Source organism: Microbacterium sp. NPDC086615, assembly GCF_040686055.1.
Lineage (GTDB): Bacteria > Actinomycetota > Actinomycetes > Actinomycetales > Microbacteriaceae > Microbacterium.
The window spans coordinates 72,733-93,375 of the sequence record NZ_JBFBJJ010000013.1 but is presented as its reverse complement, the minus strand read 5'-3'; the positions used below and the strand labels follow the sequence as shown (position 1 = coordinate 93,375).

Here is a 20,643-nt window from a genome sequence, read left to right as displayed (position 1 = left end):
GCACATCCGTCAGTGCGGGGTGTGCCCGGTCTCGCGCACCCACTGGTCGAGCCGCCACGACGGGATGCGGAAGACCCGCGCGACGTCGGCGAGCGCGTACCCGCCCTCGACGACGGAGGCTACGGCGAACTCCTGGAGAGAGCGGAAATCCCGTCCGGCCAATGCGCCGGTCCGCAGATCCGCGAAGGTCCGGGGGGCCGGTTTCGCCGAGGCACCCGGAGCCACGAAGACGTAGGCGGACTTCTTTCTCATCCCATTGGCGAGCGCGTAGTCGTGGGCGTGGGTTGCCGCGGGCGTCGACGTCATGCGCGCCGACGGAACGACGACCTCGTCCGTCCCGAGCGGTTCCTGCGGCACCCAGGGTGCCTGCGGAAGCGGGCCGCCCCAGACCTTCTCCGCGGGCTGGAACGGTGGAACGTCCGATGCACCCCTCACCGGATGCCGCTCATCAGGCACCTCGACTTCACGCGCTGTGTCGCCCGAAGCGGTGACCCAGGGGGCCGGGGGAATCTCTCCTCCCCACACGACGGGGCTCGGCACGACGTACGGGCTCAGGGGCTCGGCATCCGCACCGTTGCTCGCCGTCTTCGTCGCGTCTTCGAACAGGTCGGCGAGACCGATCTCGAAGGTGTCGGCGATCGCTACGAGCGTGGCCAGCGAGGGTGCGGCGCGGCCCGACTCGACGGCGCGCAGTCGACTCTCCGAGAGTGCTGACTCGAAGGCGAGGTCGCTCAGCGACATTCCTCGACCTCCGCGGAGGAGCCTGACTCGATCGGCGAGCGCACGGAGGACCTCGTCGAGACGGTCGGATTCGAGGTCTTCACTCATCGCTGCTCCCTCACCGCGGGTGCATCTGCGACAGGGGCATCGTCCCCCCACTGCGGCAGACGCCGCTGCTGAACGCGGACCAGCCGTGAGATGGTCGCCAAGGAATACCCTCCCTCGACGAGAGCGGCAGGTGCCGCGGCGAGAGCGGCATGGTTCTTGGGCACCCCCGATGCCCTCCCCGGTTGCTCGCCGAAGGACACGTCGACCAACGCTCTCCCCTCAGGCGTCGAGTATTGCGAATGGATGCCCGGGGGAGACACTGAAGATTACCGCGAGAGCGGCGCGGACGGGAAGGCCGTCCGTGACGAGCACGCCCTGGAACACATCGCCCGGGATCGTGGCATCCCGCACAACAGGCAATGCCTCGGCTCCCGGAGGACTTCGACGCCCGTCGGAGCGCGGGGCGGTTGCCGGAGCGAGCGATGTCGTGGACGCGGGTGCGCACGCGCTCACCATCCTGCCCGCATCCCCGCCGCCCGATCGTGCGGAACGGCGGGGCATCGGTGTCGTCAGGCTCCGTCGCGCAGGTCGCGGAAGAAGCTGTCGACGTGCGCGCGCAGACCCTCGATGCGGCGGTCCCGTGCGGCCGCGGCATCGTGCCCGAGGTACGCCGGAGGATCGAGACGCCGGACGTTCCGCGAGCACTCGAAGTTCGCGCAGAGCAGGGTGCCCACGGTGTTTCCCGCGCGGCCCGCCTTGCCCGCGCGCCGAGCGGCGAAGAAGACGACGTCGTTGGGCAGCGTCACGTCGGCGCACCAGGAGCACTGCGGACGTGACCGCGTGGGCTGCTCGGCCTGGCGCAGTTGCAGACCGACCGGCTTTCCGTCGATCTCGGCGACGACGAACCCGAGGAGGGGCGTCTTGGGGTCGCGCCAACCGAAGTAGTCCAAGCGGTCCCAGTCGTTCCCGTCGAGATCGGTGGGGATGACCAGGGCGTTGCGTTCGCGCGTCGAGACATTGACGAACGAAGAGCGTACGGAGGCAGGGGTGAGAGCGTGCATGAAGGAATCCCGTCGATGGGCTGCGCGACCATCGGCCGTGCAGCAGAATGCCGCGCGCAGCAGTGCTGCGCGCGAGCGGAGACCCGGCCGCCCGAGGGGGGCGGTGGGCGGAAGGGCGCGACCCGAGATGTCGGGCCCGCGCCGGCGCCGGTCAGCCGGCGAGAGAAACGGCGCGGTCGGCGCCTCTGCCGCCGGCGTTTCGCACGCCGACGACCCCCTCACGCCCGGTGGGCATCGACGAGGAGACGGGGGGCATGTCTCCAGGGTACGCCGCTCAGGCGCGGAACGGCTGAGAGCCGAGGACGCGCTCGACGGTCATCTCGAGCACGACGCGCTCGGGATTGACGCGCGGCTGGCGGTAACGCGCCGCGTACAGCTCGACGGCGTGTGCGACCGCCTCGGGGTCGTCGGTGACGCGTGCCGGACCCTCGAAGCTGATCCATCGAGCCCTGTCGACGGAGCACACCGCCGCGCGGCCGCTGCGCTCGGCGTTGACGAACTTCTGCGTCCCACGGGATCCGATGATCCGCACCACGCCGTCCTCGTAGGTGAACCCGACGGGCACGGCGTGGATCCTCCCCCGTCGCCCCACGGTCGACAGCGTCGCGAGGTGATACTCGCGGAGGAAGGAGAGCGCGTCGTCGGTCAGCACGGTTCCAGGGTGCCACGTCCGGCTATGTGGGTAGTGGTGCGGTCAGCGGCATCCCAGCGCCGCAGGCACGTCGCCCGCACGTACAGCTCGCCGCCACCGGCTGCGGCCACGACGGTCAACGCCTCGGAGAGATGCTCGAGAAGAACGCGGCGCGCGAGAGTGACGTGGGGCGTCCATGCGCCCGGAGCGGTGTGATCGCCCTCGCCGATCGATCCCGCCTCGGCGTGGATGGCGGCATGCAGGCGCAGCAGGGCCGCCGACGGAACGACCGAACGGGCGAGCACTCGGCTCCGTCCCAGGCCGAAAAGCACGGGAGCCCCGAGCGTCAGGCCCAGGGGCAGCCCGTCCTCGAACGTCGAACCGTCGATCTCGTTCAGGGAGGAGCGCACCAGCATCGTCACGTGCGGGCGATTGCTCGCGCCCGTGTGCTGCGCCTGACTGGGCAAGCCGGCCGCGAGCAGGGCGTCCCACTCGCGTCGCACCGCGGCATCCGATGATTCGTCGAAGGTGAGCTCGATGCTCACGACGGACTTCATACGTATGTCAGCGCGTAGACCACCACGCCGCGGCCACGAGCGCGGGCTGGAAGAACAGACGCGTGAAGCGCTTGCGGTCCGTGTCGAGCCCGAAGGCAGAGCGCCGCTTGCGCCACTGATCGACGTTCCCGGGGAAGATCGCGATGAAGAAGGCCGCAAGAGCCGCGCCGATCCGCCGACGTTCCCGCGGAAGAGCGATCAGGGCGAGACCGAAGCCCGCTTCGACGACTCCGGATGCCACGACCACCAGGTCGCGATCGAGGGGAAGCCGTTCCACGAGAGCGTCGGGCACCTGGGCCTGGAAGTCGCGACGCGCGAACGTCAGGTGGGAGACGCCGGCGAAGATCATGGCCGCTGCGAGCGTCCTCCGTACGAGCGATTTCATGACCTCACCGTAGGCTCCGCCGCTCACGTCGAACGCGGGCTTGACGGGCGGGCGCGCGGCGGGGTGAACCGTCCCCGGCGCCTACGCGAGGAGGTCGGTTCGCGCAACCCCCGGCCTCCGCCCGCAGGACGGCGTTTGACTGTGACCACCAGCGAGAGGAGGAGCGCGTGACCATCACGGAGATGCCGCCGGCGGCGACCGATGACGCTGATGCCGACACCCTCCTCACACGCGCCTCAGCGGGAGACCGAGACGCCTTCGGCGAGTTCTACGACCTCACGGCTCCCCGCATCCATGCCGTGCTTCTGGTCCTGACGCGGAATGCGACACGGTCCGCGCTTCTCCTCGAAGAGGTATACGTCGAGGCATGGGAGCACGTCTTGGCGCGGGGCGTCCCGCGGTGCCCGGCGTGGGAGTGGGTGTCGCTGATCGCGCGCCGTCGCGCCGTCGCTGCGGTCTGACCCGGACTTACGCGGAAAGTGGGGCGGACCGTTCCGTCGCACCGATGTCGACGGTCAGTCCGCCGGACGAGTTCGCCGAGTTGGCGTACAACTGGAGCAGAGACGGATCGAGCATCTCGGGCTCACTATCGCCGAAGACGAAACGCAGCGGGATCGAGGGCTGGAGCCAGATCGTGCTCCGTCCCACGGCCTCGCCTTCGGGATGCCGCCACGAGAGGGTAAAGCTCTCCCCCCGTCGGAGCTTCGTCGCGATCACGACTTTGACGTGCGCCAACACGCGGTCCGGCATCTGGATGGGGTCCGCGGAGGACCCGTAGAACAAGGAGCCCATCGCGGGCCTCCTTCCGGAGTTCGTCGTAACAAAAATTTTACTAGATTCCCTAACTATCTCCTAGTGCGAAGAGTGACTTTTCCACGTCCCGAAATGAACTATCCGCTATCCCGCGAGATCCATAGGCATGCGTGATTCTCGTTTACCTAACTAGACTGTGCGATCGGGCGGTCCGGGCGACAGGAGAACGATGACGATCGTGGAGAACGACGACCCTTCGACGGTTGCCGCCCGCGCCGTCGAGCGTCTGCGCCTGGCCGAGGCACGCCTCGCCCGTCGACGCCAGACCGATTGCGGCCCGAGCGAGAACGCCCGGGCTGCCATGCGGTTGATTCTCGAGCGCGCCGACGACGCGCAGACGGTGACGCCGACCGAGATCGCTCAGGCGCTCGGCGTGTCCACCGCATCGGTGACAGGGATGCTCGACCGGCTGCACGCCGGCGGCCTGATCGGGTTCATCGCGAACCCCGACGACCGGCGCAGCAAGTTCGTCGTGCCGTTCGATCGATCCGTCGACGCCGACGCCATCGATCCCGTCACCGCGCGGATCAGGGAGTTCGCCCTCACCCTCCCCGCTGACGCGGCCGGCCACCTCGCGACCTTCCTCGACCAGGTGCGCGAGGTCGTCGACGCCGAATGCCGCTGAAGCACTAAGCCGGGCGAGCCTCGGGCGAATCCGGCTCCGGTTCGGCGATCACGGTCAGGCCGTTCGCCGAGCTCGCTTCGTGCATGAGCTCATCGATCCAGCGGCGGTTCAGCTGCGGCGGTCGGCTGCCGTAGAAGTGGAAGACGAGGGGGATCGACGGGTGGATCCAGAGCGTCCGCGTCCCGCTTCCGTCCCCGACCGGGAAATGGAACATGAAGGGTTCTCCGCGGCGCAGCTTGTTCATGAACACCATGCGCAAGTGGGAAAGCGTTCTGTCCTCGATATCGAAGGAATGACCCAGCGCGTTGTAAACCAGTTTTCCCACGAAAACAGATTACATGGCGGCGTTCGATTAATTACCCGAGAAGGAACAACGCCCTCGATCAACCCACGCTCGGATAGAGTCCAGTGCGTGGGGAGAGCGCATCGTCCGAGCCGGCAGCGCCGTCGCATTCCTCGGGTCGTTTTCCTGGTGGGTGCCGTGGTGCTCGTCGTTGCGCTCATCGCCGCGATAGCCGTCGTCGGGAACCTGGTGTCCTCGCTTTTCCAGACCCTCGCCGCCCGTCCGCCCGCCGTCGACACCCGCATCGTCGCTCCGGACGAATCGAAGGCCGCGAAAGCCGCCGGCGATGCCTCGGCCACGCCCGACGAAGCCGCCGCCGCGACGTGGCTCGCCGCTCAGCCCACGACATATTGGCTGACCCCCGAGATCGACCCCGTCGACGAGGTCTGGGACCGCGTCGCTCATCTCGCCTCCGAGGCTCGGGATCAGGATGCCGCCCTCTCCGTCGCCGTCTATGGGCTGCCGGACCGCGACTGCGGGAATCACTCGGCCGGTGGACTGGACCCCGAATCCTACCGCGACTGGACCGCGCGGATCGGCGATGCGCTTCGCAACGCACCCGACGTGCAGAAGATCGTGATCCTCGAGCCCGACAGCATCGCGTTGTCGTCCTCGTGCGGTTCTCCCGCGGATCGCGCGGGCTACCTCAAGACCGCCGTCGAGAACGTCCGCGGGACGAACACGTGGATTTACCTCGATGGCGGCCACTCCGCGTGGCATCCGGTCGACGAGATGGCCTCGCTGATCTCGGCCACGGGCCTCATCGGCGACGTGCGCGGGGTGGCGCTGAACGTGTCGAATTACCAGGACACCGCGGCGGAGTTCGCCTATGCGCACGCCCTGTCCGAGCGACTCGGGGGGACGCACGCGGTGATCGACACGTCGCGCAACGGTGCCGGCCCGGCCGGTTCCGAGTGGTGCAACCCTGCCGGACGGCTCGTCGGGCCGGCAGGCGGCTCCTTCGGCGACGGAGTCGTCGACACGACGCTGTGGATCAAGCCCCCCGGCGAAAGCGACGGCGAGTGCAACGGAGGACCTCCCGCGGGAACCTGGTGGCCCGCCGCCGCGGTCGAACTCACGCGCGAGAGCCGCTGACACCACGCGTCGAACAGTCCCCGCGCCGCCCAGGGGTTCGCGAAAGTGTGTAAAGATGTGGCTCGGTCCGTGTGGCCGCCGCGTCTCGGGGGAGAACGCGGGCACGTTTTCGTGCGAACCAGAAGAGTGGGTGCGATGAGCGACAGCACGGAGATGCTGAAGACGGCCGTGATCGTGGAAGACGATCCGGATATCCGTCATCTCCTCGTCGAGGTCTTGGAAGCGGCCGGTTTCTCGACGGTCTCCGTCGGCAACGGCATCGACGGGGTTCGCGCCGTCATCGCCTATCAGCCCCTCATCACCACTCTCGACGTCAACATGCCGGGCATCGACGGCTTCGAAGCCGCGCGACGGATCCGGGCGCAGAGCGACACGTACATCATCATGCTGACCGGGCTCGAGGAGGAGGCCGACGTCGTCCTCGGACTCGGCGCCGGTGCCGACGAGTACGTCGTGAAACCGTTCCGACCGCGCGAGCTGCGCGCGCGCATCGAGGCGCTTCTGCGCCGGCCCCGCGCCGGCGGGACCGCTGGTGCCGCCCCGCGACAGGACAGCGTGGGCCCGTCCTTCCCGGCTGCCCGCCCGGCCGAACAGCAGGCACCCGCTGCCGTCCCGCCGACGGCTCCCCCACCCGCCGCGACGAGCGTCCCCGTCGTCGTTCCCTCATCCCAGGGCCCGGAGCCCCGGGAACACGCCGGCGCGGAACTCGCGGCGCGCCCGTCGTCCGACGTCGTCGCCCGATCGAACAACGCCGTCACCCCTGGCGGCGGCCCCTGGATCGTGCACCGCGACCTCCAGCTCGACCCCGACAGCCGGATCGTGCTCGTCGGCGGCGACGAACTGGAGCTGACGCGCACCGAGTTCGACCTCCTGGCGACGCTCATGGAGTCGAAGCGACGCGTGCGGAGCAAGGCCGACCTCACGCTGGTTCTCCGAGGCGAGTCCTACGTGACCAGCTACTTCGTCGGTGAGGCCGACAAGCGGGCGATCGAGGCGCACATGACCAACCTCCGTCGCAAGCTCGGCGACAACCCCGCGAACCCGCGCTACATCGAAACGGTCCGCGGGGTGGGGTATCGCCTCACGTCCGAGTTGATGGCCGCTCCCTGATCCTTCGCCCCTCCGACGGATACAACGGATGCCTCGACCCTCCCCAGGGCCGAGGCATCCGTGTTTTCTGACGCGTTCGGGTCGCGATCAGATCGGGTGTCCGTCACACCTTGAAGCCGTGGTGACGACGGACGAGCTTGGAGAACATCAGGAGGGTCTGCAGAACGGTGACGACACCGACGATCGGCCACCCGATCCACAGGATCGACGACTGCACCATGGGGCCGACCATGACCCAGATCACGGCGAGCGCGACGGCGACGGCGAGGAGCACGACCATCGGGGCCCAGTGGCCGAGTCCGCCACCGCGTTCGGCCTTGGCCTGCATCGCCCAGTTGTCGACCTTCTTGCGGGACAGGAAGCGCGTCCACGAGCGGACGAAGTGGCTGATGCGAATCCACATGAAGATCTCGGCCGGGAAGAAGAGCACGGCGAACAGGATGTCCCGACGGTTGACGGCCTTCATCGTGCGGGCGATGCGCAGGTTCAGCAGCATGGCGATCACGGGCGGGATGAGCCACAGCGGCGAGAAGACGAACGCGCCGATCGAGAGCGATCCCGCGAGCAGGGTGAGGAACGCGACGCGGACGAACAGGTTCGTCAGCATGCCGAAGTTCTCGAACCACCGCAGGCGCAGGTTGGGGTGGAAGGGCTGGCCCTTGGTGTCACCACGCTGGCCAGGCCACATCAGCTCGATCGCGCCGTACGTCCACTTCACCTGCTGGGCGTCGTACCCGGAGAGCGTGGTCATGCCACCCACGTCGGCGCGGGCGTACGGGCTGATCTTGGTCAGGTAGCCGGCGCTCTTGATCTGCAGCGAGAGGAGCGAGTCCTCGACCTCCGAGTCCTTGACCCACGGGGTGACCTGGTGGTTCTGCTTCATCGCGTCGCGGAGCGCGTTGGTCGAGAAGATCGAGAACTGCCCGCCGAGCACGGCCATGTTGCGTCCACGGAGCATGTTCTGCAGGTTGAAGGCCGCGAACTGCGTGCGCTGCCCGGCGGTGAGGAACTTGGCCACCACTCCCTTGATGGGGCGGTCGTCGATCGTGTAGATCGCCGAGATGCCACCGATGCGGGAGTCGGAGACGGCCTCGGTCTCGAGGTACTCGACGGCTTTGCTGTCGGCGATGGTGTCGCCGTCGACGCCCAGGAGGTAGTCATAGCCCTCGACGAGCGAGTACCCGTAGTTGAGCGCACCGACCTTCTTGTCGGGGTTCTTGCCGATGTCGTGGACGAACACCTCGGTGAACTGCTCGCCGAGATCGGTGACGACCTCGTGCGGGCCGCTGTATTCGGAGGCGATCTTGACGGTGTTGTCGGACGTGTTGTTCACCACGACATGGATGACATCGGGCACGCGGGTCTGACCGAGAAGCGCCTCGATCACGGCGGCGATCGACTCCTCCTCGTTGTACGCGGGGATGACACAGCCGATCGTCGAGCGGTGGACCGAGGTGTTCTCGAGCACCGCCGCGAAGTCGTCGGCGAAGCCGTGCTCCGAGGCCGCCCCGCCGTTCACGTCGTCGGACGTGTAGGCGAGTGCCTTGGTGTGAGGGGCGAAGCTGCGCGCATCGGTCATGGCGGTGTCTTTCCGTTTCGGAGGGGTGGCGTGTCGGCCATGTCCCACTCTGGTAGGTTCACCGCAAGACGCCAGCCGGGATCCGGCATCGTCCCCGCAAGATTCCCTCAAGATCCGCTCAGGGGAGCAGGAGCAGAAAGCGCCCGCCGATGGCTGTCCTCGACCTCATCGCCGCCATCGCCGCCGCCGCTCTCTCCGTGACCGTGCTCTTCCTTGCCCACGGCCGTCACGGAGACGATCGCGGAGGGCCGCGTGCCGAGCTGGTGCGCTACTTCGGGATCGCCGCACTGGCCGCGCTCGCGTGCGCTTTCCTGAACGTCCTCGAGGAGATGGGCGGTGGCACGTTCGCCGCCGCCGTGGGTAACGCCACGAACGTCTTCGCCCCGGCGCTGGCGTGGGCGGGACTCCGACGCCTCAACGCCCGACCCGCGATCGGTGCGATCACCGCGGGCGCCGGCGCCATTCTCATGCTCGGCGTGACGTACGTCATGCCGCTCGACGACGCCATCCTCTGGAAGACCTTCGGCATCGCCGCCTTCAGCACTCTGGCCGCGATGGAGGCGCGCCGCGCACCGATCAGCGCGATCCGCGGGACATCCCTTCTCGCCGGATCCCTCGCGGTCTTCGCCGCGTACAACGCGAGCCGCCTGGTCGTCGCCGGGGCGACGGGGATCAACTCACCGCTCTGGGAGAAGGTCAGTTCCGCAGAGCTCACCTCGGTCGTGAGTGCGCTCACCATCTGCGCCGCCACCATCGCCACCCTCCAAATGGGCCGGCAACTCGACGACGACCCTGCCCCCGGGACGCGAGCGCACGACCGCGGGGCACTTCGACGCGAGGCCCACGATCTGTTGGAAGAACATTCGGCCATCGACGTGGTCGTCGTGCGCATTCCCGAAATCGACCTCATACGGGCCGCCCACAGCAACGAGCGCGCCGAGCAGATGCTCACCGCCCTCGTGGATGCCGCCCGCGAGACGCTGTCCGCGGTCGGCGCGGGGGTGCCCGCGCGCGACACCGTCTTCTTCCTCCTCCCGGCGAGCGCGGAGGTCGCTCGGGTCGAGCAGTCCGTCCGCGACGCGTTCGCCACGGCGATGCCGCTGATCGGGTACGACGACACCCCCGATCTCTTCTTCGAGCATCACCGGGTCGGTGATGTCGACGGGGTCTCGATGCTCATGGAGAGCCGCCGCCTCCGACCGCGCCAGCCTCTCCCCCACTGACATCGGGGGAGCATGGCAGGGAGGGCGCCGTGCCGAACGAGCGTCGAGGCCGGGTCAGCCCTGATCGGTCGTCTGACCCCATCCGGGCGCGCGTCCGTTGGTGTCGGTGGTGGTGCTCTGCGGCGTCGTCTGGGTGCTGTCGACGGGATAGATCGCGATGGGGAGGTATTGGTAGACGGTCTGCTGGCTGAACGACGCGTCCGTGTTGGCCGTTCCCTCGACCGCGACGCTCAGCGCGAACTCGAGAGTGATCCCGTACGTGTCGTTCGGTAGTTGGCGGATCGAGGTGGTGGGCACCAGCAGCCCGCCCTGGAAGCTGTTGAGGAGCAGTCCGCGGTCGGATCGAAGCGTGTCCGACGGCACGAGGGTGCGCGGATCGGCGCTGAACTGGAACGGGTTCGACACCTGTCCCCCGGTCTGGGCGGTCTGCGACGTGATCGAGACCGAGGAGAGGTAGACGCGGCGCTTCTGCGTCAGCACGGCCTTCTCATCGACGCGGTGATCGTAGACGTTGACCGCGAAGCCGAGCTGCTTCTCGTTGGTGGGTGTCCACTCCATCGTGCGCTTGGGGTCCACGGCCCAGACGTCCAGCCGGAGCTCCAGACCATCTTCAACCTCGGACGACAGGGTCACCGAGCCGTCGTAGGTGAAGCGCGAGTCGAACGGCATGCTGGTCGACGCCGCTTGCGGGGCGGTCGTCGGCACGACCACCGACTGATTCGTCGACGAGTGGCCCTGGAAGGCGTTGAACGCGTCGATGACCTGAGTGCACCCACTGAGGGTGATCGGTCCGACGACGAGCGCGGAAGTGATCGCGAGCACGCGCAGAGCGCGTCGGCGAGAGGTCGAGGTCACGGGTGTCTCCTGAGGGAGGGCGCTGGCGCGCAAAGGTCGATAAACGACCATCACACTGCGGGATGCAGGCCTCAGGGGGAGTCTGACCGGACGACGTGCCCCGGTGGGCACAAACGGCGAGCAGAGACAGGATGGCGCGCAGAAGACTACACCACCGTCGATACACTCGAAGACATGTCAGCGGGAAGGAGCGTCGGATCGGCAGCACCGATCCGGGCGCTGGAGCTCGACGAGGGGTCCACTCCCAGCAGTAGGACGCGTTCCGTCTGGCTCCTGCAGCTCGTTCTCGGAGCCAGCGTGGTGATCACCGTGCTGCTCACTCAGGCGCTGGAGCCGTCCCTCTTCGCCGTCTGGACGTTCTCGACGGGCGTCGGCGTCGTCATCGCCCTGACCGCGGTCGCCATCATCGTCCCCTGGCACCGCCTCCCGCGAAGCGCGGTGGCCATCATCCCGTTCGGCGACATCATCGGCATCGGGCTGCTGAGCTTCGGCACGGATCTGCGTTTCGGGTTCTTCTGGGTGTTCCCCATCACGTGGATCGCGACCCATTTCGCCGTGACCCTGTTGATCTCGACTCTCGCGACCGTCGGCGTCATCATCGTGGTCGACGCCGCCGCGAACGGGTCCGGACCGGCCACCGCTCTCCGGCTCATCGTCGTCCTCCTGTCACTGACGTTCATCGGAATCACGGCCTATCTCTCGTCGAGGCAGACCCGCGCGTTCAAACAGCTCTTGCGACGCCAAGCCAGTCGATTGCAGGGCACCCTGCAACGCGTGACGGGTCAGGAGAGGCGCGTCTCGCAGGTGCTCAACGGGCTCGACACGGGCATTGCGCGCATGTCGGCGGACGGCGAGGTCCTCGCCCTCAACGACACCTACCTGTCGTTGTACGGCATCGATCGCGACGAGCCGCAGCGCCCCGGCAGCGCCGTGGAGTACGCGACCCTGCGCGGCGAGCCGCTGAGCGAGTCGGAGCGCCCGTTCGCTCGCGCAGCTCGAGGCGAGCAGTTCGACGACGAGCGGGTCTGGCTGTTCGACGCAGACGGAGCGTGGCACGCCCTGTCCGCTTCCACCCGACGCCTCGTCTCGTCCGACGAGCCGGAGAGCACGCTTCTGATCGTCCACGACATCACCGCTCTCATCGAAGCCGAGCGCGCACGCGAACGACTGGCCGCGACGGTGTCGCACGAGTTGCGCAACCCGCTGACCGCGATCATCGGCCACGCCGATCTGGCTCTCGACGACCCTGATCTCTCGCCGAAGGTGCGGGAGCAACTCGAGGTCATCGCCGGCGCCGGGGAACGAATGCAGAAGTTGATCTCCGAGATCCTGGCGAACTCGCGAGGTGTCTTCCGCGAGAAGGACACGCCGAAGACCGCGGATGCCATGCGCATCATCGCGTCGTCGCTGGAATCCTTCCGCCCGGCCGCCGCGTCGCGCCGAGTCAGCATCATCGACGATCTTCCCGACACCGCCGAAGTGGTCGGCGATGCGTTCCGGCTCCGGCAGGCTTTCGACAACATCCTGAGCAACGCGATCAAGTACACCCCGGGCGGCGGCACGGTGCGCCTCTCCGCGGAGGTCGGCGACGAGAGCGTCGTCCTGCGATTCGCCGACACGGGGATCGGCATCCCGGCCGAAGACCTGCCGCGAATCTTCGACCCCTATTTCCGCTCACGCGCGGCCCGGGACAGTTCGACGCCGGGGACGGGCCTGGGGATGGGGATCGTCCGAGGGATCGTCGAAGAGAACGGAGGCACCGTGTCACTGGAAAGCGAACTCGGATCCGGCACCACGGTGACGGTCGTCCTCCCGATCCCGCTGAAGGATCGCGAGGAGTGACGGCCGTCGAGACCCTCGCGAATCTCAGCCTCGCGCAGGCGACGGTCACCACCCTCGCGTCGATCATGATCGTCAGCCTGGGTTTCCTCCCCCGCCCTTCCCGCGCGGCCTTGCTCTGGTCCCTGGCATTCCTGCTCGCGATGAGCAGCACCTGGACATCGGTCGTCGGCGTCGCGGTCGGCGACGAGTCACTCCGCCGTGTGGGGCTGGGGTTGATGCTCGGCGCGCCGGCGCTCATCTGGTCGGGCTTCCGGGCGCGGCGGGGCGGGCGGGCCCTGCCGTGGGTGGGTGCGCTGCAGGGAGTGTGCTCGGCCGTGCTTTTCCTTTTCGCACAGGATGCCGCCGCATACGGCCTCGTGTTCCGTCTGGCGTTCCTCGCCGCCGCCGTGTTCGCGGGGCTGACGATCCTCGAGTTGAGGCGCTCCCCCGACGGACGCGAGCGTCTCATGCTCCCTCTCCTCGTCGTCTCGGCTGGGTTCGTCGTCCTCGCCCTGGCGAGCGTGGTCTCGGCGATCGCGGCTCCGGCAGCGATCGGTGACCTCCAGCTTCCGCGCCTGCTGAACGGGCTCGCGATGCTCATCTACCTCGTGTGCGCGACCGTCAGCCTGCTCTATTTCACGTCGGTCTCCCCCGGGTACTCGCTCACGGCGACCGCGTGGCCGCAGTTCGCCGTCACGGCATCCGATCGTCTGCGACGTGCGGGCGATGCAGCCGAGCCCGGCTGGGTGGCGCTCTCGATCCAGGTGGACGATCCGGCTCACCTGCGCAGTGCGGCGGGCGACAACAACTGGGCGCACATCATCTCGGCGTTCGAGTCGCTCATCACCGAGGTGTTTCCCGCCGAAGCCGACATCGGACGCAGGGCGAGCGGTCATCTCGTGGTCGTCGTGGCGCGCCCCGACACCGTGGTCCGAGAGTACGTGCGAACGGTGCTCCGCCGATTCACCGAGATGGATGCCACGTCGTGGATCGCCGTCCAGCTCTCGGCCAGCGTCGGGTGGGTACCCGCGGAAGCCGCAGGTTACGACTTCGATGCGCTCGTCGAGCAGGCGGACACGGCGGCGTCGACGGCTCAGCGTCTCGGCGGAGACCGGTGGGAACGCGTGCGGCTCTGAATCAGCCGGCGGATCCCCCGCCCGCGATCGCCACGGTGAGCGTGTCGCTGGCCGTCTGCTTAGCGTACTCGTCCGACGTGGGCGTCGCCTGCACGAGGTACTCGTAGGTGAATTGCAGGGTGACAAATGTGGCGTCGGCGGGGACCTCGCCGACGTTGAACGTCTGCGAATAGCTGTAGGGCGAGAGCACGAGGTAGCCGGGTGCGTTCGACTGGTCGGTCTGCGCGGCGAGCGGCGCGAAGGACTGGGTCTCGTTCCCCGGGACCGCGGTCATCGTCGCGCGTTGCAGGTAGACCTTCTGGCCGTCGTCCGGCGTCACCGTCGTGACCATCGACAGGCTCACCGGCTTCAACGCGGTCGGGGTCCACTTGTCCATCGACAGCGTGGACCAGTAGTTCACCGTCGCCGAGACGGCCCCGGCCGTGACGGTCTTCTGCGTTGAGCCGCTGGAGAGGTCGTTGGACACCGGCTGGGGCGCCGGCGTGGAGACCTGCGTCGGCGACGGAGACGCTGACGCGGCGTTGCCGCCCTGCGCCCACGGCGGCGCTCCGCACCCGGCGACGGCGAACGTCATCGCCACACCGACCGTGCCCAGCACGACACGACCACCACGCGCCCGGTTCCGCATGCGCCCTCCCCCGTCGGGGTCAATTCTAGGGTGAGGCGCACCACCCGGGCCTCTGACGCCCGCTCGAGGGCGTCCTATTGTTCGTGGGTGATCGGTACTCATGATCGTCGGCCGGCGGCTCGGGCAGAACGCGTCTTCGCCTGGAGCCTCGGGGCCGTTCTCGTCGTCGGGCTCTTCGCGACGGCGTGGGTCGGTGTGCGCGGGGGCTTGGCCGTCGCTCACCTCGCGTCTGCGCGCCAAACGCTCCAGACCGCCGAGGCCAACTGGGACGACCCTCCGACCATCGCGGCGGCACTCGATGCCGCTCAACACGACACCTCCGCCGCCCACGCCCTGACGAGCGACCCCGTGTGGTCGTGGGCGGAACTGCTTCCGTGGATCGGGCCGCAGCTCAGGGCTCTCGCCGTGTCCTCCGCGGCGCTGGACACCGCCGTCTCCGAGGGTCTCGCACCGCTCTCGTCCGCGGCATCCGCTCTCTCCGGGGACGCCCTCCGCCCCCGGGAGGGTGCGTTCGACACGGCCGTCATCGCGTCGCTCGAGCCCGAGGCCGGGGCCGCCGCGACGCACCTTCGCGCCGCGGCGGACGAACTGTCCAGCGTCGACACGGCGCCCCTGCTCGGCCCGCTTCGAGACGGCGTCACGCGCGCACGAGAGCTCGTCGGCAGCGCCGCGACAGCGTCGGACGCTCTTCATCGAGCAACCCTGCTGCTTCCGCGCATGCTGGGCGCCGACGGACAGCGGTCCTACCTCGTCCTGTTCCAGAACAACGCGGAATGGCGCTCGCTCGGCGGCATCGTCGGCGCGGTCGCGCAGGTCGACACGCAGGACGGGCGCTTCGCGCTCGTCGACCAGGCGTCGACGTCCGACTTCCCGATCGAAACCGAGCCGGTGGTCGATCTCCCCGGCGAGGTTCGGGATCTCTTCGACACCCGACCGGCGCGCTACATCCAGAACGTCACGCAGGTACCAGACTTCACCCTCGGCGCACCGATCGCCCGCGAGATGTGGCAACGCCTGCGCGGGCGGACCGTCGACGGCGTCGTCACCCTCGACCCCGTCGCCCTCGGCTACGTCCTGAAGGCGACGGGTCCGGTCACGTTGCCGACCGGCGATCAGCTCACGTCCGACAATGCCGTGCCGCTGCTGCTGCAGGAGGTCTACCGGCGATACCCCGATCCCGCTCGTCAGGACGAGTTCTTCCGCGCGGCGACCGCGGCCGTCTTCTCGGCTCTCGCCGAGGGACGCGCCGATCCCGAGCTCCTTCTCGCCGCCCTGAGCGAAGCGGGCTCCGAGGGCCGACTGATGCTCTGGAGCGCGGATGCCGACGAGCAGGCGGTCCTCGACGGAACGACGCTGCAGGGCACGCTGCCGCATGACGCCACGGATCAGACCACGTTCGGGGTCTACCTCAACGACGGCACGGGCTCGAAGATGGACTCCTACCTGCACCCGAGCGTCGACGTCGCGTGGTGCGGACAGGGCTCGGCGGTGTTGAGCGTCACGCTGCGCAACGACGCCCCGGATCCGGCCTCCCTCCCCTCATATGTGACGGGAGGCGGCGAGTACGGAGTGCCGGTCGGCGAGGCGCTCACGGGCGTGTACGTCGTTCTGCCCGTCGAGGGAAGGCTCGAGGGATACGCTTCGACGTCGGACGGCATACCGCCGGGCTTCGCCGGGGGAACCTTAGAGGGACGCCCCGTTCTGAAGTGGTCCGTTCAGCTGGCTCCCGGCGAACAAGCGCATCTCGACGTACGGGTCTCCGCGTCGTGGACGCCGCATCTCGCTGCCGTTGTGACACCGACGATCTCGAGTCCGTCTATCGGGCACGGAGCCGCCGGCTGCGGGTCGAGCTGATCACGGAAGGACGAGTCACCACGGGCACCCCCGCCCGCCCTGGTGAAGTCCACGGCCTTCCCTCGTGAATCCGCCGCGATAAGACGGCACCCCGATCACGTCCTTCGAGAGACTGCCGTCTGGGGCGATCCTCACCGGCAGAGGTCGAGCGGATCGCTCTTCGACTTCCACCCGGCCACCGTGCCACCGAGATGGGACCCACCATGAAGAACACGATCCTCCGCGCTGCCGCTGCGGTCTCGCTGGCCGCAGCCGTGTTGTTGGCGCCGACCGCCGCCAACGCTTACGTCGATCCGTCCGCCGTCGTCGTGACGCCGAGCACGATCGCTCCGGGCGAGTCCTCGACCTTCACCACGCCCGGCACCCCGTTCACGGGCAACGAAGACGTGCTGATCTCCATCACCGGCGAAAGCGCCTCGGGCGCGACGCTCGGCGTGGTGAAGACCGCGGTCGAGACGAACTCGAGTCTGCACACCAGCGCGAACGCCGGAAAGCTCAACGTCCGGATCACGTTCCCCTCCAGTGCGACCGGCACGTACAACCTGACGTTCACGGGCGCGACGAGCGGCACCGTGCTGCACGCCCAGGTGCTCGTCGTCAAGGCGAGCCCGACCCCGACGACTCCGCCTGCATCGGCGGGGCTGGCCAAGACCGGCATCGACGGCGGTGCCACCGCCGGCCTGTGGATCGCGGGTGGCGCGCTCGTCGCCACGGGTGCCGCAGTGGGTGTCGGAGCGGTCGTGCGCCGTCGCCGCCAGACGGCCGCCCAAGGCTGACACACGAAAGAAAAGGTGGGATCGCCCCTTCGGGCGATCCCACCTTTCGCGTTCCGCCAGCCGGAACTCGTCGCTCACGAACCGGCGGGCGTGTGCGACGTCGACACCTCGGCGGTGATGAGGATCGGCAGGTGATCGCTCAGCCCCTGCGGCAGCGTGCGGATGTGGGCGATGTCGAAACCGACCGAGGTGGCGAAGTCGTAGTGCCCGCGAAAGAATCGATACCGCGTGTACGTCCGTGCATCACTCAAGGTGAGCTCGTACCCCTGGTCGCGCACCTTCTGTCCCAGGTTCTCCTTGAACACCGGGTAATTGTAGTCGCCGACCATGAGAGCGGGAAGCCCCGGCCCGAGGTTCTGCAGTTCGTTGAGGGCGGTGCGGATCTGGTGCCGCCGCAGGGAGTTCAGAGCGGTCAGCGGGGCTGCGTGGAACGATGCGACGATGACCTCGCGGCCGTCGTCGATGTCGCGCAGACGCACACCCAGCATGCGTTCCTCTGCAGGCTTCAGAACGTAGTCGTGCAGCGACTTCTTCAGCGCGATGGCACGCACCTCCACAGCCCGGAAGGTGTTCTCGCGATAGTAGACCGCCAGTCCGAGGCGATTGCGCTGGGTCGCCTCGGCGAGCCGAAGGCCTGAGATCTCGGGGGGAATGTCTCGTGTGTCGCACTCTTGAAGACACAACACGTCGACCGCGTGCTCGTCGACGAGCTTCGACAGCTCACCGGCGGCGCGGTGCTTGCGGAGGTTGTACGAGATGACCTTCATGACGGCACCAGCCTAGAGCCGTACTCTCCCGCGCAACGGGGGTTGCGGATGCACTCTTGGACGATTCACGCGCCGATGTCGTCTGCATCCCTCCGGTTTCGCGTCTGCTCGGCGCGAGAGGCCAGCAGATCGTCGGCGGGGTAGCCCACCTCAGCGAGCACCAGCCCTCGGGCGGCCAGCACCTTGGTATCGGGGGTCCGGCGCCCGTCATCGCGGATGCGGACCACGTCCTCCACGTCGAGGCGCCCCTCCCCCACGGCCACGCACGCGCCCACGAGCGCACGGACCATGCTGTGGCAGAACGCGTCCGCGCGCACGTTCGCGACCAGGATGCCGTCCTCCCGGCGACTCCAGTCGTACTCCAGCAGGGTGCGGATCGTCGTGGCCTCTTCACGAGCCTTGCAGTACGCCGCGAAGTCGTGCAGGCCGATGAGACGTTGCGCGGCGGCGTGCATGGTCTCCACGTCGAGGCGAGCCTTGACCGTGGTCGTGTGCAGGCGTTCCAGAGGGTCGTATCCCGAGTTCGCGTCCGCGACCCGATACGTGTATCGCCGCCACACCGCCGAGAAGCGCGCGTCGAAGCCCTCCGGGGCGAGAGTGGTGCGGTGCACGGTGACGTCGGGGTACGCGCCCAGGACGCCGCGCACACGGCCTGCGAGGGCGGCTACGGCGTCGTCCTCGTCGCCTTGACGGCGACGGCGCGGCAATCTCGCCTGTTGATCGTCGTCGAGATCCAGGTGCGCGACCTGCCCGGACGCGTGCACGCCGGCATCCGTCCTCCCCGCGACAACCAGACGGGGGTCACCGCCCAGAATTCTCGCGAGGGCATCCTCGAGGGTTCCCTGCACGGTGCGCAAGCCCGGTTGTCGGGCCCACCCCCGGAAGTGCGTTCCGTCGTAGGAAATGTCGAGTCGAAGACGCACCCCTCCAGCCTACGTCGACCCGGAAACACGACGAAGCCCTCACCCCGGTGGGGTGAGGGCTTCGTGGGCGAGCGGAGCTCAGGCCTTGGTGTCGTCCGCGACGGCGTCCTCGGCGGCAGCCTCGGCAGCGGCACCCTCGTCCTGCGACTCGGCGCCGGCCTCAGCCGACTCGTCGGCAGCGGGGGTCTCGTCGACGACGGTCTCCTCGGCGGCGGTCTCCTCGGCCGGGGCGGCAGCAGCAGGAATCGCGGCGGCCTTCGACGACGAGGGCTTCTTGGTCACGGGCTCGAGGACGAGCTCGATGACAGCCATGGGGGCGTTGTCACCCTTGCGGTTGCCGACCTTGGTGATGCGGGTGTATCCGCCGTCACGCTCGGCCACCAGCGGCGCGATCTCGGTGAACAGGGTGTGCACGACTTCCTTGTCGCCGATCACGCTCAGCACGCGACGACGCGCGTGCAGGTCGCCACGCTTGGCGAAGGTGATGAGGCGCTCAGCGAGCGGGCGGAGGCGCTTGGCCTTCGTCTCGGTCGTCTTGATGGACTTGTGCGTGTACAGCGCTGCGGCAAGGTTCGCGAGAAGCAGACGCTCGTGGGCCGGGCCGCCTCCGAGGCGGGGACCCTTCGTGGGCTTAGGCATTTCGTGTTACTCCAGTAGGAAGGTTCGGTCGGGTCTGACGGGGTCAGACGGTCTCTTCGTCGTAGCCGCCGAAGAACTGGGCACCGTCGAAGCCGGGCACCGAGTCCTTGAGCGAGAGGCCGAGCGAGACGAGCTTGTCGCGCACCTCGTCGACCGACTTCTGACCGAAGTTGCGGATGTTCATCAGCTGGGTCTCCGAGAGGGCGACCAGCTCGGACACCGTGTTGATGCCCTCGCGCTTGAGGCAGTTGTACGAACGGACCGACAGATCGAGGTCCTCGATCGGCATCGACAGCTCGTTCGAGAGAACGGTCTCGACCGGCGCTGGGCCGATCTCGATGCCCTCGGCCTCGACGTTCAGCTCGCGGGCCAGGCCGAACAGCTCGGTGAGCGTGCGCCCGGCCGAAGCAACGGCGTCGCGCGGAGCGATCGAAGGCTTCGACTCGACGTCGAGGACGAGCTTGTCGAAGTCCGTGCGCTCGCCGGCACGGGTCGCCTCGACGCGGTAGCTGACCTTGAGAACGGGCGAGTAGATCGAGTCGATCGGGATCTGACCCGCCTCGGCGTACTCGTTGCGGTTCTGCGTGGCCGAGACGTAGCCGCGGCCGCGCTCGATGGTGAGCTCGAGCTCGAACTTCGCCGTGTCGTTCAGGGTCGCGATGACCAGATCGGGGTTGTGCACCTCCACCCCGGCCGGAGCCGAGATGTCCGCGGCCGTGACCTCGCCGGAGCCGGTCTTGCGCAGGTACGCGGTGATGGGCTCGTCACGCTCGCTCGAGACGACGAGCTGCTTGATGTTCAGGATGATCTCGGTGACGTCTTCCTTCACGCCCGGGATCGTGCTGAACTCGTGCAGGACGCCGTCGATGCGGATGCTCGTGACGGCCGCGCCGGGGATCGACGACAGCAGGCTGCGACGCAGGGCGTTGCCGATGGTGTAACCGAAGCCGGGCTCGAGGGGCTCGATGACGAAACGACTGCGGAACTCCCCGACCTTCTCCTCGGTCAGAGTGGGACGCTGTGCGATGAGCACTATGTGTTCCTTTCGATCACG

Annotated in this window: 23 protein-coding genes; 9 read left to right on the top strand and 14 right to left on the bottom strand. The window is 68.2% G+C overall.

Translation table 11 applies throughout. The features are described 5' to 3' along the window. Positions 1 to 9: 9 nt before the first annotated feature. From AB0O24_RS13810 to AB0O24_RS13790, 5 genes are all read right to left on the bottom strand, one after another. Entirely contained in the window at positions 10 to 828 is an 819-nt protein-coding gene (locus AB0O24_RS13810) for a helix-turn-helix transcriptional regulator (RefSeq protein ID WP_363375631.1), read from the bottom strand. Positions 829 to 1,337: 509 nt separating this feature from the next. Then, positions 1,338 to 1,829: an FBP domain-containing protein gene (locus AB0O24_RS13805; protein ID WP_363375628.1), complete on the bottom strand. Its 492-nt coding sequence runs from the start codon at positions 1,827 to 1,829 to the stop codon at positions 1,338 to 1,340. A 274-nt stretch (positions 1,830 to 2,103) separates the two neighbouring features. After that, positions 2,104 to 2,481 (bottom strand): PPOX class F420-dependent oxidoreductase, encoded by a 378-nt coding sequence (locus AB0O24_RS13800; RefSeq protein ID WP_363375625.1) that lies wholly within the window; start codon positions 2,479 to 2,481, stop codon positions 2,104 to 2,106. Next, the gene (locus AB0O24_RS13795; protein ID WP_363375622.1) at positions 2,475 to 3,005 is read right to left on the bottom strand and encodes a 2'-5' RNA ligase family protein; all 531 of its coding nucleotides are present in this window, start codon (positions 3,003 to 3,005) and stop codon (positions 2,475 to 2,477) included. Before AB0O24_RS13795 ends, AB0O24_RS13800 begins: the two co-directional genes overlap by 7 nt. A 19-nt stretch (positions 3,006 to 3,024) precedes the next feature. Continuing rightward, a complete protein-coding gene (locus AB0O24_RS13790; RefSeq protein WP_363375619.1) occupies positions 3,025 to 3,402 on the bottom strand; it encodes a hypothetical protein in 378 nt (125 codons plus the stop codon). Between the two features lie 167 nt (positions 3,403 to 3,569). On the opposite strand from AB0O24_RS13790, the gene AB0O24_RS13785 reads away from it, so the two are divergent. Next, positions 3,570 to 3,863 carry a hypothetical protein gene (locus tag AB0O24_RS13785; protein WP_363375616.1) on the top strand — a complete coding sequence of 98 codons (294 nt, stop codon included), beginning with the start codon at positions 3,570 to 3,572 and terminating at the stop codon, positions 3,861 to 3,863. A gap of 7 nt (positions 3,864 to 3,870) precedes the next feature. Here AB0O24_RS13785 and AB0O24_RS13780 read toward each other — a convergent pair whose 3' ends face one another. Next, on the bottom strand, positions 3,871 to 4,194 hold the full coding sequence (locus AB0O24_RS13780; protein WP_275800971.1) for a hypothetical protein: 324 nt from the start codon (positions 4,192 to 4,194) through the stop codon (positions 3,871 to 3,873). 190 nt (positions 4,195 to 4,384) lie between these two features. Here AB0O24_RS13780 and AB0O24_RS13775 point away from each other — a divergent pair, with 190 nt between their 5' ends. Further along, positions 4,385 to 4,840 carry a MarR family transcriptional regulator gene (locus AB0O24_RS13775; RefSeq protein WP_363375613.1) on the top strand — a complete coding sequence of 152 codons (456 nt, stop codon included), beginning with the start codon at positions 4,385 to 4,387 and terminating at the stop codon, positions 4,838 to 4,840. A gap of 4 nt (positions 4,841 to 4,844) precedes the next feature. On the opposite strand, the gene AB0O24_RS13770 is transcribed toward AB0O24_RS13775, so the two are convergent. Beyond that, positions 4,845 to 5,165, bottom strand: a complete 321-nt coding sequence (locus AB0O24_RS13770; protein ID WP_275800974.1) for an ATP-dependent DNA ligase — start codon at positions 5,163 to 5,165, stop codon at positions 4,845 to 4,847. 156 nt (positions 5,166 to 5,321) lie between these two features. On the opposite strand from AB0O24_RS13770, the gene AB0O24_RS13765 reads away from it, so the two are divergent. Both AB0O24_RS13765 and AB0O24_RS13760 read left to right on the top strand, forming a co-directional pair. Beyond that, positions 5,322 to 6,278: a glycoside hydrolase family 6 protein gene (locus AB0O24_RS13765; RefSeq protein ID WP_363375610.1), complete on the top strand. Its 957-nt coding sequence runs from the start codon at positions 5,322 to 5,324 to the stop codon at positions 6,276 to 6,278. A 135-nt stretch (positions 6,279 to 6,413) separates the two neighbouring features. Further along, entirely contained in the window at positions 6,414 to 7,388 is a 975-nt protein-coding gene (locus AB0O24_RS13760) for a response regulator transcription factor (RefSeq protein ID WP_363375607.1), read from the top strand. A gap of 103 nt (positions 7,389 to 7,491) precedes the next feature. Here the strand turns inward: AB0O24_RS13760 and AB0O24_RS13755 are convergent, their stop codons facing one another. Further along, on the bottom strand, positions 7,492 to 8,967 hold the full coding sequence (locus AB0O24_RS13755) for a glycosyltransferase family 2 protein (protein WP_058596227.1): 1,476 nt from the start codon (positions 8,965 to 8,967) through the stop codon (positions 7,492 to 7,494). Between the two features lie 149 nt (positions 8,968 to 9,116). Between AB0O24_RS13755 and AB0O24_RS13750 the strand changes: the two genes are divergently transcribed. Beyond that, a complete protein-coding gene (locus AB0O24_RS13750) occupies positions 9,117 to 10,190 on the top strand; it encodes a hypothetical protein (RefSeq protein ID WP_275800977.1) in 1,074 nt (357 codons plus the stop codon). Positions 10,191 to 10,244: 54 nt separating this feature from the next. On the opposite strand, the gene AB0O24_RS13745 is transcribed toward AB0O24_RS13750, so the two are convergent. Continuing rightward, positions 10,245 to 11,045 carry a fructose 1,6-bisphosphatase gene (locus AB0O24_RS13745; protein ID WP_275800978.1) on the bottom strand — a complete coding sequence of 267 codons (801 nt, stop codon included), beginning with the start codon at positions 11,043 to 11,045 and terminating at the stop codon, positions 10,245 to 10,247. 174 nt (positions 11,046 to 11,219) lie between these two features. On the opposite strand from AB0O24_RS13745, the gene AB0O24_RS13740 reads away from it, so the two are divergent. Further along, positions 11,220 to 12,887: an ATP-binding protein gene (locus tag AB0O24_RS13740; RefSeq protein ID WP_081318599.1), complete on the top strand. Its 1,668-nt coding sequence runs from the start codon at positions 11,220 to 11,222 to the stop codon at positions 12,885 to 12,887. Next, complete coding sequence (locus AB0O24_RS13735; protein ID WP_363375603.1) at positions 12,884 to 14,002, top strand: hypothetical protein; 1,119 nt, start codon at positions 12,884 to 12,886, stop codon at positions 14,000 to 14,002. The genes AB0O24_RS13740 and AB0O24_RS13735 overlap by 4 nt, the downstream gene beginning before the upstream one ends. 1 nt (position 14,003) lies before the next feature. Here the strand turns inward: AB0O24_RS13735 and AB0O24_RS13730 are convergent, their stop codons facing one another. After that, positions 14,004 to 14,630, bottom strand: a complete 627-nt coding sequence (locus AB0O24_RS13730) for a hypothetical protein (protein WP_363375600.1) — start codon at positions 14,628 to 14,630, stop codon at positions 14,004 to 14,006. A gap of 87 nt (positions 14,631 to 14,717) precedes the next feature. Between AB0O24_RS13730 and AB0O24_RS13725 the strand changes: the two genes are divergently transcribed. Both AB0O24_RS13725 and AB0O24_RS13720 read left to right on the top strand, forming a co-directional pair. Then, positions 14,718 to 16,484, top strand: a complete 1,767-nt coding sequence (locus tag AB0O24_RS13725; protein WP_363375598.1) for a DUF4012 domain-containing protein — start codon at positions 14,718 to 14,720, stop codon at positions 16,482 to 16,484. Between the two features lie 203 nt (positions 16,485 to 16,687). Further along, positions 16,688 to 17,260 (top strand): hypothetical protein, encoded by a 573-nt coding sequence (locus AB0O24_RS13720; RefSeq protein WP_363375595.1) that lies wholly within the window; start codon positions 16,688 to 16,690, stop codon positions 17,258 to 17,260. Between the two features lie 74 nt (positions 17,261 to 17,334). Here the strand turns inward: AB0O24_RS13720 and AB0O24_RS13715 are convergent, their stop codons facing one another. The 4 genes from AB0O24_RS13715 to AB0O24_RS13700 all read right to left on the bottom strand — a co-directional run bounded on the left by AB0O24_RS13715 (position 17,335) and on the right by AB0O24_RS13700 (position 20,622). Beyond that, entirely contained in the window at positions 17,335 to 18,027 is a 693-nt protein-coding gene (locus AB0O24_RS13715) for an endonuclease/exonuclease/phosphatase family protein (RefSeq protein WP_363375593.1), read from the bottom strand. A gap of 65 nt (positions 18,028 to 18,092) precedes the next feature. Continuing rightward, positions 18,093 to 18,950, bottom strand: a complete 858-nt coding sequence (gene truA / locus AB0O24_RS13710; protein ID WP_363375590.1) for a tRNA pseudouridine(38-40) synthase TruA — start codon at positions 18,948 to 18,950, stop codon at positions 18,093 to 18,095. A gap of 78 nt (positions 18,951 to 19,028) precedes the next feature. Further along, positions 19,029 to 19,589 (bottom strand): 50S ribosomal protein L17, encoded by a 561-nt coding sequence (gene rplQ / locus AB0O24_RS13705; protein ID WP_363375587.1) that lies wholly within the window; start codon positions 19,587 to 19,589, stop codon positions 19,029 to 19,031. Positions 19,590 to 19,632: 43 nt separating this feature from the next. Next, positions 19,633 to 20,622 carry a DNA-directed RNA polymerase subunit alpha gene (locus AB0O24_RS13700; RefSeq protein WP_013583989.1) on the bottom strand — a complete coding sequence of 330 codons (990 nt, stop codon included), beginning with the start codon at positions 20,620 to 20,622 and terminating at the stop codon, positions 19,633 to 19,635. Positions 20,623 to 20,643: the final 21 nt, after the last annotated feature.